This window comes from Bythopirellula polymerisocia (assembly GCF_007860015.1).
Taxonomy (GTDB): domain Bacteria; phylum Planctomycetota; class Planctomycetia; order Pirellulales; family Lacipirellulaceae; genus Bythopirellula; species Bythopirellula polymerisocia.
This window is the reverse complement of sequence record NZ_SJPS01000014.1, coordinates 1-14658: the sequence shown is the minus strand read 5'-3', so window position 1 is coordinate 14658 and position 14658 is coordinate 1. Positions and strand designations below refer to the sequence as shown.

Here is a 14658-nt window from a genome sequence, read left to right as displayed (position 1 = left end):
GTAAAATCCGTTTTAAGCTTGTATTTAAGTAGTTTCAGCAGATTGCGTGTGGGAGCCTCATAACCTCGAGGTCGTCGAGGCCCGTATATTAAAAAGATTGAATTACGAGACAATCCTGATGTTAAGTGACGCCCAGGATCCACCTCGGGGTCAAATAACGCATGCGAATATCACGACTGAGATGAACACGAGATTCGCCACTAGAAGGTTACGGAGCTCCGTATCGTGTAGCAGAAGGGCCGTGTTGAGAACGGCGACTCCGCCTGCTAGAAGATGACCATATGTAATTCGAGACATCGGTGGGATCGGTACAGCCAGACGCCGTGCGAATTTCCAAAACCAGGTGTATTCGGTACAATCAAATGATGGTACTGTCCAGCACTGTCCGTAGTAGAAAGTCAGAAAACCAATGCCAATGAGCGCTAGGCCCATCCCTACCATTCGCGGCTGGTCCCTCAGCCCTGCCCAAACGATGGTGGCTAGACCGATCATCAAGAGACCACTGCGTGCCAGGGCCAGGTAGGTTGGCTGGTCGATGAACTCGGCAATGCCCAGCCAAAGCACAAAGGGACTAAAGAGGCACAGGATGAATAATAGGAGGATGTGAGAAAGACCTCTCATGCAATGCCTTCCTTTCTGACTCCTTCAGACAGAAGCCCAGTGCAAGTGTTCACTGGGATGCAACGCGGTGGATCCCCTGCGACAATTCGGAGGGGTATCCGCGCATCCCGGGCGGCAGCTTCGGCGAAGATTCCACCCAGCAGACGATCTGCCGCATATTCGTACGGTCGCGCTCCGAAGCTATGACTCGAGGTTTGATCCAGTATTGCTGCGACGACTGCCGGATCAATGGATTCGATGCGCAACCCATATTCCTCTCCAATAGTCCTCACTGCGTGAGCGACGACATGAGCCATCGCTCGTGCGGACAGCGGTTTGAAGAGGAGAAATGCTCCGATCCGGCCGATTAATTCGGGGGCAATACCTGCAGAGTGAAGGCCCTGGCGACATAGTTCGTCGACCAGGGCAGGATCGTCGAAAGCGTCCTGACGTGTTGCCTCGTCGACAAGTGATTCATTTTCGAGATTGCTGGTAAAGATGAAGACAGATTGACAACAGTTGATTTCCCTTGTGCCTGAGGCATTCCGCGCTGACGTCGAAAGCCTACCCGCATCCATCGCATTCATGAGTGTTTGGAGGACGGTCGGGTGCGCCTTTTCGATCTCGTCGAACAACACGATATGTCTCGGGTTGGCCGCCAGCGCGTCGGTCAGCTGCGCTCCTTGGCCGTGGCCAACATAACCTTGCGGTGCACCGAGCAGTTGACTCCGGCGATGGGCCTCCCCGTACTCGGACATGTCCAGTCGCATAGTTGCATAGTTACGACCCTCCGGAACAAGACGCTTGATCACCTTGGGGAGAACCTCCGCGGACTTCGTCTTGCCTACGCCAGTGGTCCCCGCAAACCAGAGCGTGCAGGGGCGACGCGGAGAGCGTCGTGCCAGGTGACCGACAACGCGTTCTGCCAAACTTGGAAGCACGTGATCTTGGCCAAAGACTTCTCGACCGAGTTCTCGGGCCACGTCCTCGGCCTTGAGATGGATTACCTGGTCCTCCGTACGAGAACGAAGCGCTTCAACGGCATCGACATCCGTCAATGAATTATTGGAGTACGCCTGCCCGCGTACATCATGGACAATCGAGGAAGCGGGCTGCGCATAGAGTGGCTGAAGGTTGGCTGTCACCCAACTGCGTGCCACCGCCGAATTTGGAAAACGACACTCCGTATGACGGAACCACTGACGTACTTCTTCCCCAGCAGAATCGCAGCGCACACGTGGCCGTATTTTAAGTGCGACGAACTTGCTGGCCCTATCTACAACGACGGTAACTGCTGCCCGAGGCGGATTTGCCCCCTCGGGCATTTGCTGATCGACAAACTCGACCCGTCCGCCCCCCGAGCGGGACAGCTGATCTACGACTCCTGCGAATTGATCCACAAATTTGGCCATGTGTACTCTCCGGTTCACCCCGACATCTCGCGAGTATCCTTGAACTTGCCCAAAGCACTGTGGAGGTCGCCGTTACCACCACATTCTGGGCAGATCGGCCGGTCCTTTTTCCCATTCTCCGGCTCCTGAGGAAGCCATACTACGTCGTCGAATAAGGTTCGCTCGTGGTCGACAGTACCAAAAACGCGATCAAAGACTCTCAGGCCAAGAGATGCGGCTATGTCCGGATCCATGCGGATCTGGATCAGGTTCCGATTGCCGATTCTGCCGAGAAGGCCACCAAACCGCGGGTGGTTTGTGCCATGATGCAGAAGCGCCATCAGCATGAATGATTCGAGGCCCGCCAGACGTTGAGTGGCACAGACCGGTGCTGCGGAAGATCCGACGGTATTTTTAAAGCCTTCTTTCAGGAATGCTCGGTACCTCGTACAGAGCACACAACGATGGCACGCTCGCGTAGTGTCCGGGTGCGTGAAGGTAATCTCAGCGCCCAGACCTCGTTCATACATTTGTGATGCTAGTGTGGGAATTCCCCACTGCAGGCCGATGCGGTTGTTACGCGATTGGGCTTCAAATGAGTCGGTTCCTGCCACACTGACCGTCACGAGCGGCGGTAATTCCCTACAGATGTCGCCGCCGAACCCTGGAAGTGGCAATTCCAGCATCGGTTCGCGAATCAGCCTGTCGAAGGCATGGTCGTCGATCTCGTCTACAGAATGTTGCAGAGCGACCACACGTATGTTGGGATTGATTCGAATGAGCTCGCGCTTTACTGCTTCGACCTTAGGCAATCCAATTTCGTCACGGAAGACACCCTGTGTCGCTATATTGCTCTCCGAAACGACATCCGGGTCTACTAGGATGAATTCCTGGACGCCAGCACGGGCACAGTAGAGAACCGAGTCTCGGATGCCACCGACACCGATAAAGACCAGTCGGCTAGCAGCCAACCGGGCCAGATCGTACGCCTCATGAACGCGGATGAATTGCCGTGAAATATCGACGATCGCTCGGCCTCTCGACTCACTCAGAACATCGGCTGGGGATTGGATGGGCGCCGGCGGACGCTCCGAATCAAGCGTTGAAATCTCCGACAGTGAATGAGCGTGCATATCGGCGTCGATCGGCTGGTCGTTCTCATCAACAGGTACGAGTTCGACCAATTCCAGATTGCCTTCTCGGTCGAGAGTGTATGGAAAAACTTCATATGTGTGTCCGTCGACAGCCGGGATGACGATCCAGATGTGCAGTTCCTCGACTGACCGCTTCGCCTCGAGAATCTGCTGGCCATACTCGCGATCGCCCGACGAGGGTCTATGAACTCCCGGTGGATGCGAGTGAGGGCTGCCGATGTATTGAATTCCGTTTGGCTCCCAATCATCCTTGATGATGGCGTTCAGTCTCTTCACATCGGGCTTGTTGGTGACGGCTGTGCCTTGGGAAGTCTCATCAAATGCGTAGTGTGTGATGACGCCCGTTTCCGCGTTCATACCCAGCATGCCACTGTGCTCGGGTTGTTCGGTCCCGATAGTCTGGTGCATCTTACGTAGCACGGAATCTGCGCGGACGAGGAACTGCCTGCAATTTGTCTTTCGAGGCGAAGGGGTCAAAGCGGAATCAATCATTGCACTTCTCCTATTTCTCAATTTAAAAGTGGCACGTCAGCAATCAGAACTTCTTGCCGTAGCGGATGTACTGCTCGGTTTTTTCGCACCAGCTGGCAGCGACTTGTTTGGCCTTCCTAAGTGTATGGAGCGGCTTGGTCCAGCACACGTAACGTCCACAGCTGTCGCTCAACCGATGGGTGCTATGGGCGTCGTCCGGTCGCCCGCAATAGTCAGGTTGTGAAGCGATGTAAACTATCCAATCCCCGCTCTGCTGTTCCTGAAATCTGAAACGGAATAGGTGCGATCCGCTTCTGGTCCTATAGGTGTCATTAACGCTTCTCATCGTCCATTTCTCGTGCTAGCCGAGGTGATCGAGGATTATCGGACAACTCTGCGCGAGCTACGCTGCGCAAAGCGAGCCGAGACCCCAAGTGACGTTGAGGTCTCAGCTCTCCGTTGTTGCTCATTGAATGACGGAGCAACGCGCGCCTTGAGAGAGGTACTGATCCTCGCTGTGCCACGTGCCAGCTGGGAGATCGTCATCCCCGCCGTACCACGTGCCAACAGGCAGATCGCCGACTCTCTCGGAGAGCGACCAACATGGCCACTCTCGCTCGTCTATAGCGGCGCCGAAGAATGTGCTGTTGCACCACATGACTCGGCTCCTTTCTAGAAAGATATGTGCATCCCACCCCGAGCCGGAATGCTGGCTCATTCGATCGCGGGATCTGCTTTGATCCCAGTGAGGCAGTCACACTGCAGACTTTGTTCGCAGGTCGGGCCTCTGGTCGGTTCTAGAACGAAATCAAAAACTTAAGCCAATGCTTATTGTCATACGACAATAGAATATACCTAGATGTTGTCGTTCGTCAATAGGTGTAAGTAAAAAAATTTCGCTGGGTATCTTGGGGAGGTCACGGTGCAATGGGGCGACCTGGCTCCCGCGGTGCCAGTTTGAAGGCCACGAGCTCATCCACCGAGAAATAGAATCGACCGTCGATCCGGATCCCAAGGCCATGGGTCTCGACATAGCAGTTGACCCGCTGTCTTGTAACCTCCAGGAAACTGGCGGCCGTTTGGACGCCAATGACTGGTAACCGATAGCGAGCTTCTTCGTCCTCAATGCCGATGCGACGAGCGATTTCGTCAATCGCCATGCCGCGACGCGCGAGCTCTCTGCAGAGCTTCAGACGCAGGCTGTCGATCTTTGATGTCGGAGCGTCCAGGTTCGCCACGGACCATCGCCCAAGGGAAGCTGACTTCAATTGTCCGTCATCTAGTTCGGCGCCACGCGTCGCCCCAGCTCGGCCTTGTCGATTCGTCTTTTTCACGGCGTTGGTATGTGAGCGCTTTCGGGTAGCTATCTCTGCAGAATTTTGGGGGAGTTCAGTAGTATACACTCAGATTCTCCAGAATTCCCCTGCGAATGCAGTACTAACGGCGGAAACGACCAAGTTCAGGTTCCGATCGCATGGCTTCTGCCGTACTGGGTGGTTCTGGGCGATGTGCTTCAGAACGGGGACCGGCGACTGCATTGTCTGATGCGGGAGCCAAGCCCATGCGGGGCTTGGACATACTTGGACTCAGTTAGCCTGTCAAACGAATCGGTTTGTTGGACCTTTCCGGGGCACAACCTGCTCGCCGACTACGTGACTGACAACGAAGAGACTGCCAAAGAGAGAGCTAAGTCACTGCGGCCAGTACGAAAAAAAGTCCTTGAGATCAACTTGCGTAAAAGATTTCCCGCCTGGGAAAATGCTCGCTCAGCCGTCAAATGCTCGCAGATTCGCCGAAATCCTACGGCCTTGGTGCAATGGAACAGCTCTTGTTGCTTCGACAGTTGGACAAAGTGTACGCAGGATCGACTGCCTCCGCTTCTACAAATCTCTCGGCAACAAGCCCTTATTCTGAATCCGTTCGATCTCGCTATGGGAGATCATCCACTCCGAAGAGGTCCCTCGGCCACTCGGCCGCTTGCTGGCATTGATCCGTTCGAGCCGACACCACTCACGCACCGTAAAGGGTGCTTTGCCCAAAATCTCGGCCGCTTCCGCTACGGTGTACCACTCCTTCTGGAACTGCGGCTCCCTGTAGGATGATAAGGCAAGTTCAATTCTCGACAGGCGGTCGTCAAGCTGCGTCAAGATGTCGGCAAAGTCGTGCATTGTTTTCACACCAGGGGCTGTTCGGATGGTGAGAATTCCAGAAGTCTTTGATCAGAAAGGGGGATCGATTCCGGCTGTTCACATTCTTGCTGGTGACGATTCCCCGAGTCTGCAGCGGATGGGAAATGCGCTAAACGTGTTGCATTGGTCTCGCTGCTGTCCTCATGAGCAAATCCTTGACCAAGATTTCCTGCCGGGCCGCAGCAAGGGCACTGTTCGTCGCGACTCGTGGAGGCCGTGATCGCATTGAGTGAAAACTGATCAATATGAAAATAGTCCCACCCACCAAACTCCTGGCCGTTCACTAGTGCCAGAAACTGGGAAAGGGCCGCCTGGGCAGTCAGTTGGTTGAGATTGGCGATGCTGGGTGTGGCGTCGGCCGCAAGATTACGAACGTAGCCACCAGCCGCATGTTGAACCCGTTCATACTCATCCATCAGATCGATGGCGGCCTGCGCAGGATCGTATCCACGGCAGCAGACCAGGCAAGCGTTTTCTCCAGGCAAGACGACCCGCACTTGTCCGCCGGCGATCACTTCCTGCTCATCCACGAGGACGTCACAGCCCAGGTCGATCAGGGGAATACTGGAACGGACGGCCAAATCATTGAGCACCATCCGGGCACCATCATTGTCGACACAGCCGAACAACACGGTTGCGTCTTTGAGTCGATCCTGCGCCGCCTGCTCGTTCAGAGCGCATGGGTAGGGATAGACCGGGATTGCCGGATTTCGATGGCTTGCCCATTGTGCAGCCAGGGTCACCTTGGGCGTTCCCACATGCTCCGGAGTGGCATAGGGAATACGTGGGAGATTTGACCATTCGAGTTCGTCTGGATCCACAAGCACAAAGAATCCTTCTTCGGCAGCACCTATCGCAATCAGAGTTTGAAAGAGGGAAGCGCCGTTACCTCCGAGGCCCACGATGCCAATTCGCTGCTGGGCTAGCCCACGTTGATTCCACCCAGGAATCCTCAATTGTCGATCGTAGATTGCCGAATCATTGAAATTCCTCGCAGGCCCTTGTCCCACGTGGTGGATTTGGGCAGGTCTTCCGAGCACTTCAATTCGTTGTACCTCGTGAAACGAACTCTGATCACGGTCCCAAACGAGTGCGTCATACCTATCGAACTGGTTGTTGCCGACGACCATCAGCAGGGTGACCGGGTTGGGCAAGTGCTCCGTCAGATACTTTGCGTCACGATAGGCATGGGACTCATCAATTCCACTAAACCGGGGGACGCCACCACCCGGGTGGCTATGAAACTCCATGATATCCTGGCGAGTGATTGAGGCTCGAAAGTACAAGTAAGCGAGAAGCTCGCGAGTCGGGGTCACTCCGCCTGCCGACTGATGTGCCAAGTCGGATGCGCCGGGAAGCAGCAGTTCGTTCATCATGAAAACCGTTCCCTGGGAGGTTCGTATGTGGCAACCCAGTCCAAAAGCCATCTGTTCATACCGGGTATCTTGTCGCATGTGGGCGCACAGAGCGTCCGCTTCTCTACGCCGCATACGCAGCGTTCTTTTGTGACCAAAGCCAGTCCTCACGTGGTTGTCGGCACGTTTCATGTTCATCTCCTCTTAAAAAGTCGTGGGATTGGTGAGGTTAGCGCGAATCAGCTCTATGAAGGTGATCAGATCGTCGCGCAGTGGATTCCAGTCGATCTTCTCATAACAGAGCCAAGCCCAATCGCGCCATCCTGGAGTGATAAAATTTGGCGTGCATGCTGGATGGACGTCCTGGAGCAACGACCCCAGGAATCTCATCCCTTTCGGGATATAAACTCTATTTCCTCCAACGCCTGGAGGAACCATCGGGTAGGACCTTGGCAACTCAATGAGCACAGGTATCCAGTGGCGGTCATAACCTAAAGGCAATTGGACATGTTCCACGATGACAAACCGCCTTCGCTCATCGACCCAGAGGGAGAACCCTGCACAGGATAGGTTCCTGAGGTCATGTTCCAGGGTAGACATCTTCGGACTTCTCCTTTCCGCGAATGTGGTCAGGAACGTCTCGAAAATAATCGCTGGGGTTCACTCTAATCCGCTGTCCTGGGTTCACCAGGATGTTCTCCCCGGAGGAGAGTTGCTGCACCAAGGTGCGGTTCTTGGGGATTGCCGCAACTTCTCGCAAGGTGTCCGAGTCGAGGGACCCGTCGTTGTTGAGGGGGACGTCGACCACTCTGCCATTGACCATCTGTTGCATGATCATTCTCCTTCTTTCGAATTAAGGTGAGGGAATATAAATAGGGATAGATTTCACACTAGCGCTTGCCATTTTGGCTGTTCAGCACGATTCTTAGCACTCCTACCAGCACTACCAGGATGAGCCCAAAGGCCATCAGGCCATGCGTTCTGTTGGTGATGGAAGAGCGCGTCCCTAGGTACTCCATGGTTCCCAGGAAAGCAGAAATATCTTCATGCATGCTGACTGCCGTGAAGAACGCGACAATTGTCAGGGCGAAAGCGACGACGTTAGGCCATTTGATTTCCATAGTCGATTACCTCTCTCAATCGGGGGATTGTTTTTTGATTTCCTGTTTTCCCCTCCCTACCAATGGCAAGGGAAAACAATCGCTAACTCGTTGCAAGGCTAGGGGTAAAGTGAGAACAAAAACGGGCAGGTGTGGCAAAGCTTGAAGCTGTCGCAAACGTCGCTGACTTGCCTGCAACACCCGCCGGTTGGGTACGATGATCCATAGTTCATGGGCCTCTAGCTCGTTTGCTTTTCTGATATCGTTCTCGATTCGACGTGTTGTCATTTCGATCTCTACAGCGATCAACTGGCCGCCTGGGAACAGCGCGGTGAAATCGCTGTAACCGGTATGGCCGCAGGACCGCGAATGAACCTGATAACGCACAATCGCTCCGACCTGTTCGAATGCCTGTGCCAACGGGGCCTGTAAACTACGATCATGGATATAGCCGCCATTCATAATGTGGGTCTCCCTGAAGCCTGGCCCTCATCATGAGCTAGCAGAACCTCCGCTCCTTCTTTGGTGGGAGTGAGGACAATTGCCGCTCGACCCCGTGCCTTCGTCTGCAACTGGGTCTCTCGTACAAGCCCTTGCTCCACCAGTAGCCTTCTCAATTCAACCGCCTTGCGTGGGCTAATCTGGGCGAGCTTGGGGTACTTGCTGGAAGGCATCCCGGGGTGATCGACGATTGCTTGCAAGAGTCTCAATTTCGCATTGTCTCGGCTAGGAATGACCTCCGATTTGCTTTGTGACGTAGGCTTCACCACAGGCGCTACTTCGTCTGGTGTCCAGTTGGCAAACTCATCCGCCTCAATTGTCGGCAAATCCAACAAAGGACCCAAATTGGCTTGGTCGTGATCGTCGTCGGAAGTACGTGTGTTCATCATTCAAAAGGGTTCTGATTCTTGGGAAAGAGATTGGAAACATGGTTTCTGGTGCTTTGATCCAGGCCGTTTCGACTATTAAAGCGGAGGTCAGGTACGCGAAACAGAAATGGTCGACGGAGAGTTCGGCCTTGCCCCAGGCAGCCGACAAACATTCCGGGAACCAAATTCGTCGTGAGCCAGCGGCGCTGGTCGGTGGTCAGTCCCATGGCCGCTCCGATGGTGTCGTAGTCATTTGCCGAGGCACAGCGACCAAGAAACTTGTTGGGTGTGTTCGATAAGATTGACCGGGTGAGGTCGGCCGATTGCACACTCAAGTCGAGCCCAATCCCAGTACCGCGTATGGCACCAATGAGATCAGCCACGCTACTGTCTCCACGGCTACACAACCGCGCCGCTTCGTCGCAAACCACCAGCAAATCCATCTTGGGATTGGATAGGCCACGATCGAGGCGCGAGCGAAACTCCCGGAGCAATAGTGCATTGAGCAGCAGGTTTTGTTCGATGTCGGTGATCCCGGAAAAATCGAAAGCCAAGTGCAGGTTGGCCAGGTCTTCAGACGTCCAGGCAAAGCGGTACCGGAGGACTTCATGGAGGCTAGCAAGTATCGGGTTGAGGCTCGTGACGAGCGCACGCCGAGATTCGGCATGGGCCCCTTTGTCTGCTGCCGCGGCCTCTCGAACGTCGAAGAGAGTGGGGTAATTTTGGCTACCATCCAGCACACTAAACTGGCGATAAAGTTCCAAAATGATCAAGTGCAGCAAACGGGCCGACTTTGCGGGCAAGTCGAGCACGCCGACAAGCCCGTCCGCGAGGACCGACGCATAGTTTCTCGGATCGGTGTACTTGGGAACATGCAAGGGATTGATTCTCATCTGTCGCGCTGGCACCACGATCAGTTCAACTCCCACCCTCTCCAGATAAGGCTTGAGGAGGGCGTACTCCCGCTTGCGAAAATCGAAACTCCAGAGACCACCTAGCAGGCACGCCATTTGTAAGATATGGATTCGACTGCGAGTCGTCTTGCCCGAACCGGTAGTGTGAATAGCGTTCGAAAAGTGCGGCGCTTGGCGGGGTGATTTGGCAACTGAAATTTGCAGCGCACAGATGTGCAGTTCTTTGAATTTGGGAAGATACGGGCTTTAGCCCTTATCTTCTCCAGATTCTCAGAAAGGCGCAGGAGTGTACGCTGACATGGAACAATGGACCGAAGTTCGTCGCCGGGTACTCACCGGCGAGTTGAGTAAGCGCGCGGCTTGCCGCGAATATGACATCAGCTGGCATACGCTGTCGAAGATGCTCACGCATGACGAGCCGCCCGGCTATCGGCAGTGCAAGCCACGAAGCAAGCCGGTGCTAGAACCGTTTCTGCCCATCATCTACGAGATTCTCACCTCGGATAAGCAGGCGCCGAAGAAGCAACGCCACACAGCCACACGCATCTTTCATCGTCTGCGCGATGAGCATGGTTACCCCGGTGGGTACACCAGTGTTCGCATTGCGGTGCGTGAATGGAAGCGAACAACCCAGGAAGTCTTTCTACCTTTGTCTCATCCACCGGGACAAGCTCAAGTTGATTTCGGCTATGCCTACGTGGATTTGGCAGGCGAGCGTGAACAAGTTGCCTTGCTGGTGATCACCTTGCCTTACAGTGACGCCTTTTACCTGCAGGCGTTTCCGCGTGAGTGTACCGAATCATTTCAAGAAGGTCATAAGCGAGCGTTTGAATTCTTCGGTGGCGTGCCGACGCGGATCAGCTACGACAACCTGAAGATTGCTGTCACGAAGATCACCGGTAGTCGTCAGCGTGAGCTGACCACTGAGTTCCTGAGACTCAAGAGCCACTATCTCTTTGAGTCTCATTTCTGTTTGGTTCGTCGAGCCAATGAGAAGGGGCATGTCGAGAACCTAGTGGGCTACGGCAGACGCAACTTCTTGGTCCCGATTCCCAAGGTGAATACACTTGCTGAATTGAATGAGGAACTAGAGCGACGCTGTCGCGTCGATCTGGATCGCACCTTACGTGGTAAATCGGCGAGCAAGCGAGAACTTCTCCGGGAAGAACTCGCTGCGCTGCTCGACTTGCCTCGGCAAGCCTTTGATGCGCGGCGAGTTACCGGGGCGAGTGCTAACTCGCTCTCACTGGTCCCGTTTGATACGAACCGCTACTCCGTCCCCGTAAAATACGCTCATCGGCAGATCACGGTGGTGGCGAGCGTCGATGAAGTTCGCCTGACTTTTCACGGAGAGCTGATCGCCAGACATTTACGGCACTGGGGCCGAGAAAAGCACGTCTTTGATCCGGTGCATTACTTGGCACTGCTTGAGCGAAAGCCAGGAGGGCTGGACCATGCCAAGCCACTGGAGCAGTGGAATCTTCCTACCTGCTTTACGGTGCTGCGCAGGCGTATGGAGACCGAGCCTGAGGGGCTGGGAACTCGTGAGTACATTCGCACTCTCAGGCTATTGGAATCTACTTCGGTCCAGGAGTTGGCTGACGCCATTGAGTATGCCCTCGACATTGGCATCCACGATGCCGATAGCATTCGTGTCATCTTGCAGCATCGACGTGAGTCGCCTGTGGGACTGTTTTCGCTCGCAGGTCGTCCTCACCTGAAGACGGTTGCAGTGACCGAAACAAGCGTCTCGGCTTATCAGACACTGCTCACGGAGGACGCATCATGAGCAAGACCGAAACGAAATCGACGGTACTGGTAAAGCATCACCTGAAGCAATTAAAACTGCCCACCATGCATGGTGAGTGCGAGAAGGTGGCTGCTCGTTGTGCTGGTGAGAATCTCGATCACCTGGCGTTCCTGCTCTCGCTGTGCGAGTTGGAACTAGTGGAGCGGGAACGACGCGCTGCCGAGCGTCGTCTCAAGAGTGCGAAGTTCCCAGCTCATAAGTCGCTCGATGAGTTCGACTTTACCGCTCAACCATCGGTGAACAAGCCGTTAGTGCTGGAACTGATCAAGGGAGAGTACCTCGACAATCGGGAGAATCTCATCTTGGTCGGTGCCAGCGGCACCGGGAAGACCCACTTGGCCACAGCACTGGGAATGGCTGCTTGCCTGGCGGGCAAGAAGGTTCGCTTCTTCCGGGTGACCGAGCTGATCACCACTCTCATTGAGGCTCGGGATGAGAAGCTGCTCTTGAGACTACGCAGTCAGTTGGCCAAGCAGCATCTACTGATCCTTGATGAACTGGGCTATGTGCCGGCTAGCAAGGTGGGAGCCGAACTACTGTTCGACATCATTGGCACCGCCTACGAGCGGCAGAGTCTCATTGTCACCACGAACCTGCCCTTCGAGAATTGGACCGAAGTGCTTGGCAGTGAGCGGCTCACGGGGGCCGCCCTCGATCGGCTAACGCACCGCTGCCAGATCATCGAAACCACAGGTGAAAGTTATCGACTCAAGGACGCACAACGTAGGCGTCGAAAGAAGACCAAGGAGTAGTCGTGACCTAAGCGGGAGGGTCTGATACAATCCCCGCACATACCTAGCGCTGCAATTTTCGACCGCCAAGCGCCGCACTTTTCAAACGCTATTCACAGCGAACCGATCTTTTCAACGATACTTGCCTATCTTCTGTTCGATGAAGCACTCTCTATCGTTCAGATTGGCGGCTGCATAATTATCCTCATCGGTATTAATCTCGCAGCACGAGCCGCAAATCTGGATGCTGCTATTGTTCGCAGCTTTGGGAGGTAATTTCTCCAGACGCCAACGAGTCTCTTAGTGAGTCTCAAGAACTAACTGATACGTGACACTACCAACACCCCACCCTTTTGCAACTCGATAATCTTGTCGGAACCTGCTGAGGTGTCCGCACCGCTGTCAATTCGCCCTCGCTGAAACTCGTAGCGGATGCATCACCCGCGGCGGTTTAGGACTTTAGCAAACTGCTGGAGGTGTCTCGCGTCAGCAGACGCCTCAGCGAGTTCGGGTCAGTGAAAGGCGCAGTCAAAGCGATAGCGCCTGGCCACGTTTGGCGGCCTGCGAGCGACTGCTATCGTGACCCAGAACGAACCGCCATGTTGTGCAGTCGGCGTGAAAACCGCTGACGATAACTGCCTGTCGCCAAGTCCGGCGGATTTATCGACCGCCGCTACTTACGCCGCCCCTAAACTTGCGGCGGTTGGGAACATCGCTGTTAGTTGGAGAGCTGCACTAGCTGCATAACGTCCGCGATAACCGAGTCGCGGGAGTTGATTTTCCATTGTCAAGGCGCCCGGCTACCGCGACTTCGGTTGATCGCTTTGTTATGTTGCGGGATCTTTGAGCTGGCGGCGCACGCGTCGAGTCCAACACATATGGGAACCGACAACGAAAAGAGCGGCGAAAACAATCACTAGTGAAGTGTACACGTAATGTCGAAATACGTATGCATAGATTTCATAAGGATCTTCTCCAAGGCTCCCCAAGTAGATGATCACACCAATCACCGTGGCTATGAAAAGTTGAGCCATCGCAATCCAACGGAGTATTTTTTTAGCACTGCATCGAACTGCCAAGAGCGTTCCGACAACGAATCCTGCGGTGATGCTGCCAAAGTAGATTATTTCAGCAGTTGACGCCAATTCAACGGAAAACGCGTCTGGCGCGTAAGCTCCGATGAGCATTCCCGTCATGGAATGTCCGACGATAATCGCCCATTGCATTACAGGCGTCCGGGAAAAAGTCATCAAACAAGCAACATAACAAGTAATGGGTGGGGATTTCCTTCTTATAACGCAATCATACATATTCTTCTTTTTCGCTGCAAAGCTATGCTGCGATTTAGCCGAAGACGCGAGGGGGCTGAGCAACTAGGAACGAATATTGCACATTCTAATCTCGTGAACTTAAAGAGGCCGAAAACCCGGAGCCGGGTGGCTTGCGGCCGCGAAAAGTGTGCAGGATCGCACGCAAAGGAGACAGAAAGACATAAAAGACACAGCGGAGCCAATTCAGAAATCGCCGCCAAAATTTCGCAGAATAGATTTCGGGCAACGCGGTCTTTTCGGCAGTTACCCTATGAAGGCAGAAAACTTATTCTGGGGGAGGTGAACCATGCGATGGCTGACTTTAGATTCGGATGGATCGTCGCCTTCGATAATTCTGAAAAGCAAGAGGAACACATTGAATCGACTGATCACCCTCATTGTTTTGGCGTGCCTAAGCTTCCTGTTCATCATCGCGGCATGCGCAGCCCAGCAATCCGATCGACTGATAATCACGATGTGGCAGCACCACATGGTCTCAGGCGAACGAGAAGCAATCGACGCCGAAATTGGACGATTCCGCCAACTGCACCCAGAATCCAGCGCGTCTTTCTCTAACCCATTGTCAGGTTAGGTTTTATCGAGAAAATAGAGAGTTAATGGGGCCACAAAACCTCTAACAGAATTGTCGCCTCACGTCTGCCAAGAGCACCCTTCGAGATTGGGATAGTGAGGTAATCTGAATGCAGCAGTGCAAAAAGATTGTCATCCCTCTTATCCCCATGTGGAATGACAAAGGATTTCAC

At 54.2% G+C, this 14658-nt stretch carries 18 protein-coding genes; 3 read left to right on the top strand and 15 right to left on the bottom strand.

The window, feature by feature from the left end:
* Positions 1 to 150: 150 nt before the first annotated feature.
* From Pla144_RS23285 to Pla144_RS23225, 14 genes are all read right to left on the bottom strand, one after another.
* Positions 151 to 621, bottom strand: a complete 471-nt coding sequence (locus tag Pla144_RS23285) for a hypothetical protein (protein WP_146453111.1) — start codon at positions 619 to 621, stop codon at positions 151 to 153.
* Positions 618 to 2012, bottom strand: coding sequence for an AAA family ATPase (locus tag Pla144_RS23280; RefSeq protein WP_146453110.1), 1395 nt, complete (start codon positions 2010 to 2012; stop codon positions 618 to 620). Before Pla144_RS23280 ends, Pla144_RS23285 begins: the two co-directional genes overlap by 4 nt.
* 14 nt (positions 2013 to 2026) lie before the next feature.
* Complete coding sequence (locus tag Pla144_RS23275) at positions 2027 to 3637, bottom strand: ThiF family adenylyltransferase (RefSeq protein WP_146453109.1); 1611 nt, start codon at positions 3635 to 3637, stop codon at positions 2027 to 2029.
* 43 nt (positions 3638 to 3680) lie between these two features.
* Positions 3681 to 3962, bottom strand: a complete 282-nt coding sequence (locus Pla144_RS24890) for a hypothetical protein (protein WP_197530963.1) — start codon at positions 3960 to 3962, stop codon at positions 3681 to 3683.
* A 120-nt stretch (positions 3963 to 4082) separates the two neighbouring features.
* Positions 4083 to 4274 (bottom strand): hypothetical protein, encoded by a 192-nt coding sequence (locus Pla144_RS23270; RefSeq protein WP_146453108.1) that lies wholly within the window; start codon positions 4272 to 4274, stop codon positions 4083 to 4085.
* A 259-nt stretch (positions 4275 to 4533) separates the two neighbouring features.
* Complete coding sequence (locus tag Pla144_RS23265; RefSeq protein WP_146453107.1) at positions 4534 to 5019, bottom strand: hypothetical protein; 486 nt, start codon at positions 5017 to 5019, stop codon at positions 4534 to 4536.
* A gap of 477 nt (positions 5020 to 5496) precedes the next feature.
* The gene (locus Pla144_RS23260) at positions 5497 to 5784 is read right to left on the bottom strand and encodes a helix-turn-helix domain-containing protein (protein WP_146453106.1); all 288 of its coding nucleotides are present in this window, start codon (positions 5782 to 5784) and stop codon (positions 5497 to 5499) included.
* A gap of 5 nt (positions 5785 to 5789) precedes the next feature.
* Complete coding sequence (locus Pla144_RS23255) at positions 5790 to 7352, bottom strand: HesA/MoeB/ThiF family protein (protein WP_197530962.1); 1563 nt, start codon at positions 7350 to 7352, stop codon at positions 5790 to 5792.
* A 12-nt stretch (positions 7353 to 7364) separates the two neighbouring features.
* Positions 7365 to 7760, bottom strand: a complete 396-nt coding sequence (locus tag Pla144_RS23250) for an E2/UBC family protein (protein WP_146453104.1) — start codon at positions 7758 to 7760, stop codon at positions 7365 to 7367.
* Positions 7741 to 7992: a hypothetical protein gene (locus Pla144_RS23245; protein ID WP_146453103.1), complete on the bottom strand. Its 252-nt coding sequence runs from the start codon at positions 7990 to 7992 to the stop codon at positions 7741 to 7743. Before Pla144_RS23245 ends, Pla144_RS23250 begins: the two co-directional genes overlap by 20 nt.
* Before the next feature lie 58 nt (positions 7993 to 8050).
* Positions 8051 to 8281 (bottom strand): hypothetical protein, encoded by a 231-nt coding sequence (locus Pla144_RS23240; protein WP_146453102.1) that lies wholly within the window; start codon positions 8279 to 8281, stop codon positions 8051 to 8053.
* A 15-nt stretch (positions 8282 to 8296) separates the two neighbouring features.
* Entirely contained in the window at positions 8297 to 8722 is a 426-nt protein-coding gene (locus Pla144_RS23235) for a hypothetical protein (protein WP_146453101.1), read from the bottom strand.
* Entirely contained in the window at positions 8719 to 9150 is a 432-nt protein-coding gene (locus Pla144_RS23230; RefSeq protein ID WP_146453100.1) for a hypothetical protein, read from the bottom strand. The genes Pla144_RS23235 and Pla144_RS23230 overlap by 4 nt, the downstream gene beginning before the upstream one ends.
* On the bottom strand, positions 9147 to 10139 hold the full coding sequence (locus tag Pla144_RS23225) for a hypothetical protein (RefSeq protein WP_146453099.1): 993 nt from the start codon (positions 10137 to 10139) through the stop codon (positions 9147 to 9149). The genes Pla144_RS23230 and Pla144_RS23225 overlap by 4 nt, the downstream gene beginning before the upstream one ends.
* A 202-nt stretch (positions 10140 to 10341) precedes the next feature.
* Between Pla144_RS23225 and istA the strand changes: the two genes are divergently transcribed.
* Positions 10342 to 11832: an IS21 family transposase gene (gene istA / locus Pla144_RS23220; RefSeq protein WP_146453098.1), complete on the top strand. Its 1491-nt coding sequence runs from the start codon at positions 10342 to 10344 to the stop codon at positions 11830 to 11832.
* Positions 11829 to 12605, top strand: coding sequence for an IS21-like element helper ATPase IstB (istB, locus tag Pla144_RS23215; RefSeq protein WP_146453097.1), 777 nt, complete (start codon positions 11829 to 11831; stop codon positions 12603 to 12605). Before istA ends, istB begins: the two co-directional genes overlap by 4 nt.
* Before the next feature lie 806 nt (positions 12606 to 13411).
* Here istB and Pla144_RS23205 read toward each other — a convergent pair.
* Positions 13412 to 13810 (bottom strand): hypothetical protein, encoded by a 399-nt coding sequence (locus Pla144_RS23205; RefSeq protein ID WP_146453096.1) that lies wholly within the window; start codon positions 13808 to 13810, stop codon positions 13412 to 13414.
* A gap of 391 nt (positions 13811 to 14201) precedes the next feature.
* On the opposite strand from Pla144_RS23205, the gene Pla144_RS23200 reads away from it, so the two are divergent.
* Entirely contained in the window at positions 14202 to 14486 is a 285-nt protein-coding gene (locus tag Pla144_RS23200) for a hypothetical protein (RefSeq protein ID WP_146453095.1), read from the top strand.
* Positions 14487 to 14658: the final 172 nt, after the last annotated feature.

Coding starts and splice junctions, on each gene's coding strand:
- Pla144_RS23285 (WP_146453111.1), bottom strand. CDS start 621: ATGAGAGGTCTTTCTCACATCCTCCTATTATTCATCCTGTGCCTCTTT.
- Pla144_RS23280 (WP_146453110.1), bottom strand. CDS start 2,012: ATGGCCAAATTTGTGGATCAATTCGCAGGAGTCGTAGATCAGCTGTCC.
- Pla144_RS23275 (WP_146453109.1), bottom strand. CDS start 3,637: ATGATTGATTCCGCTTTGACCCCTTCGCCTCGAAAGACAAATTGCAGG.
- Pla144_RS24890 (WP_197530963.1), bottom strand. CDS start 3,962: ATGAGAAGCGTTAATGACACCTATAGGACCAGAAGCGGATCGCACCTA.
- Pla144_RS23270 (WP_146453108.1), bottom strand. CDS start 4,274: ATGTGGTGCAACAGCACATTCTTCGGCGCCGCTATAGACGAGCGAGAG.
- Pla144_RS23260 (WP_146453106.1), bottom strand. CDS start 5,784: ATGCACGACTTTGCCGACATCTTGACGCAGCTTGACGACCGCCTGTCG.
- Pla144_RS23255 (WP_197530962.1), bottom strand. CDS start 7,352: ATGAAACGTGCCGACAACCACGTGAGGACTGGCTTTGGTCACAAAAGA.
- Pla144_RS23250 (WP_146453104.1), bottom strand. CDS start 7,760: ATGTCTACCCTGGAACATGACCTCAGGAACCTATCCTGTGCAGGGTTC.
- Pla144_RS23245 (WP_146453103.1), bottom strand. CDS start 7,992: ATGCAACAGATGGTCAATGGCAGAGTGGTCGACGTCCCCCTCAACAAC.
- Pla144_RS23240 (WP_146453102.1), bottom strand. CDS start 8,281: ATGGAAATCAAATGGCCTAACGTCGTCGCTTTCGCCCTGACAATTGTC.
- Pla144_RS23235 (WP_146453101.1), bottom strand. CDS start 8,722: ATGAATGGCGGCTATATCCATGATCGTAGTTTACAGGCCCCGTTGGCA.
- Pla144_RS23230 (WP_146453100.1), bottom strand. CDS start 9,150: ATGATGAACACACGTACTTCCGACGACGATCACGACCAAGCCAATTTG.
- Pla144_RS23225 (WP_146453099.1), bottom strand. CDS start 10,139: ATGGCGTGCCTGCTAGGTGGTCTCTGGAGTTTCGATTTTCGCAAGCGG.
- istA (WP_146453098.1), top strand. CDS start 10,342: ATGGAACAATGGACCGAAGTTCGTCGCCGGGTACTCACCGGCGAGTTG.
- istB (WP_146453097.1), top strand. CDS start 11,829: ATGAGCAAGACCGAAACGAAATCGACGGTACTGGTAAAGCATCACCTG.
- Pla144_RS23205 (WP_146453096.1), bottom strand. CDS start 13,810: ATGCAATGGGCGATTATCGTCGGACATTCCATGACGGGAATGCTCATC.
- Pla144_RS23200 (WP_146453095.1), top strand. CDS start 14,202: ATGCGATGGCTGACTTTAGATTCGGATGGATCGTCGCCTTCGATAATT.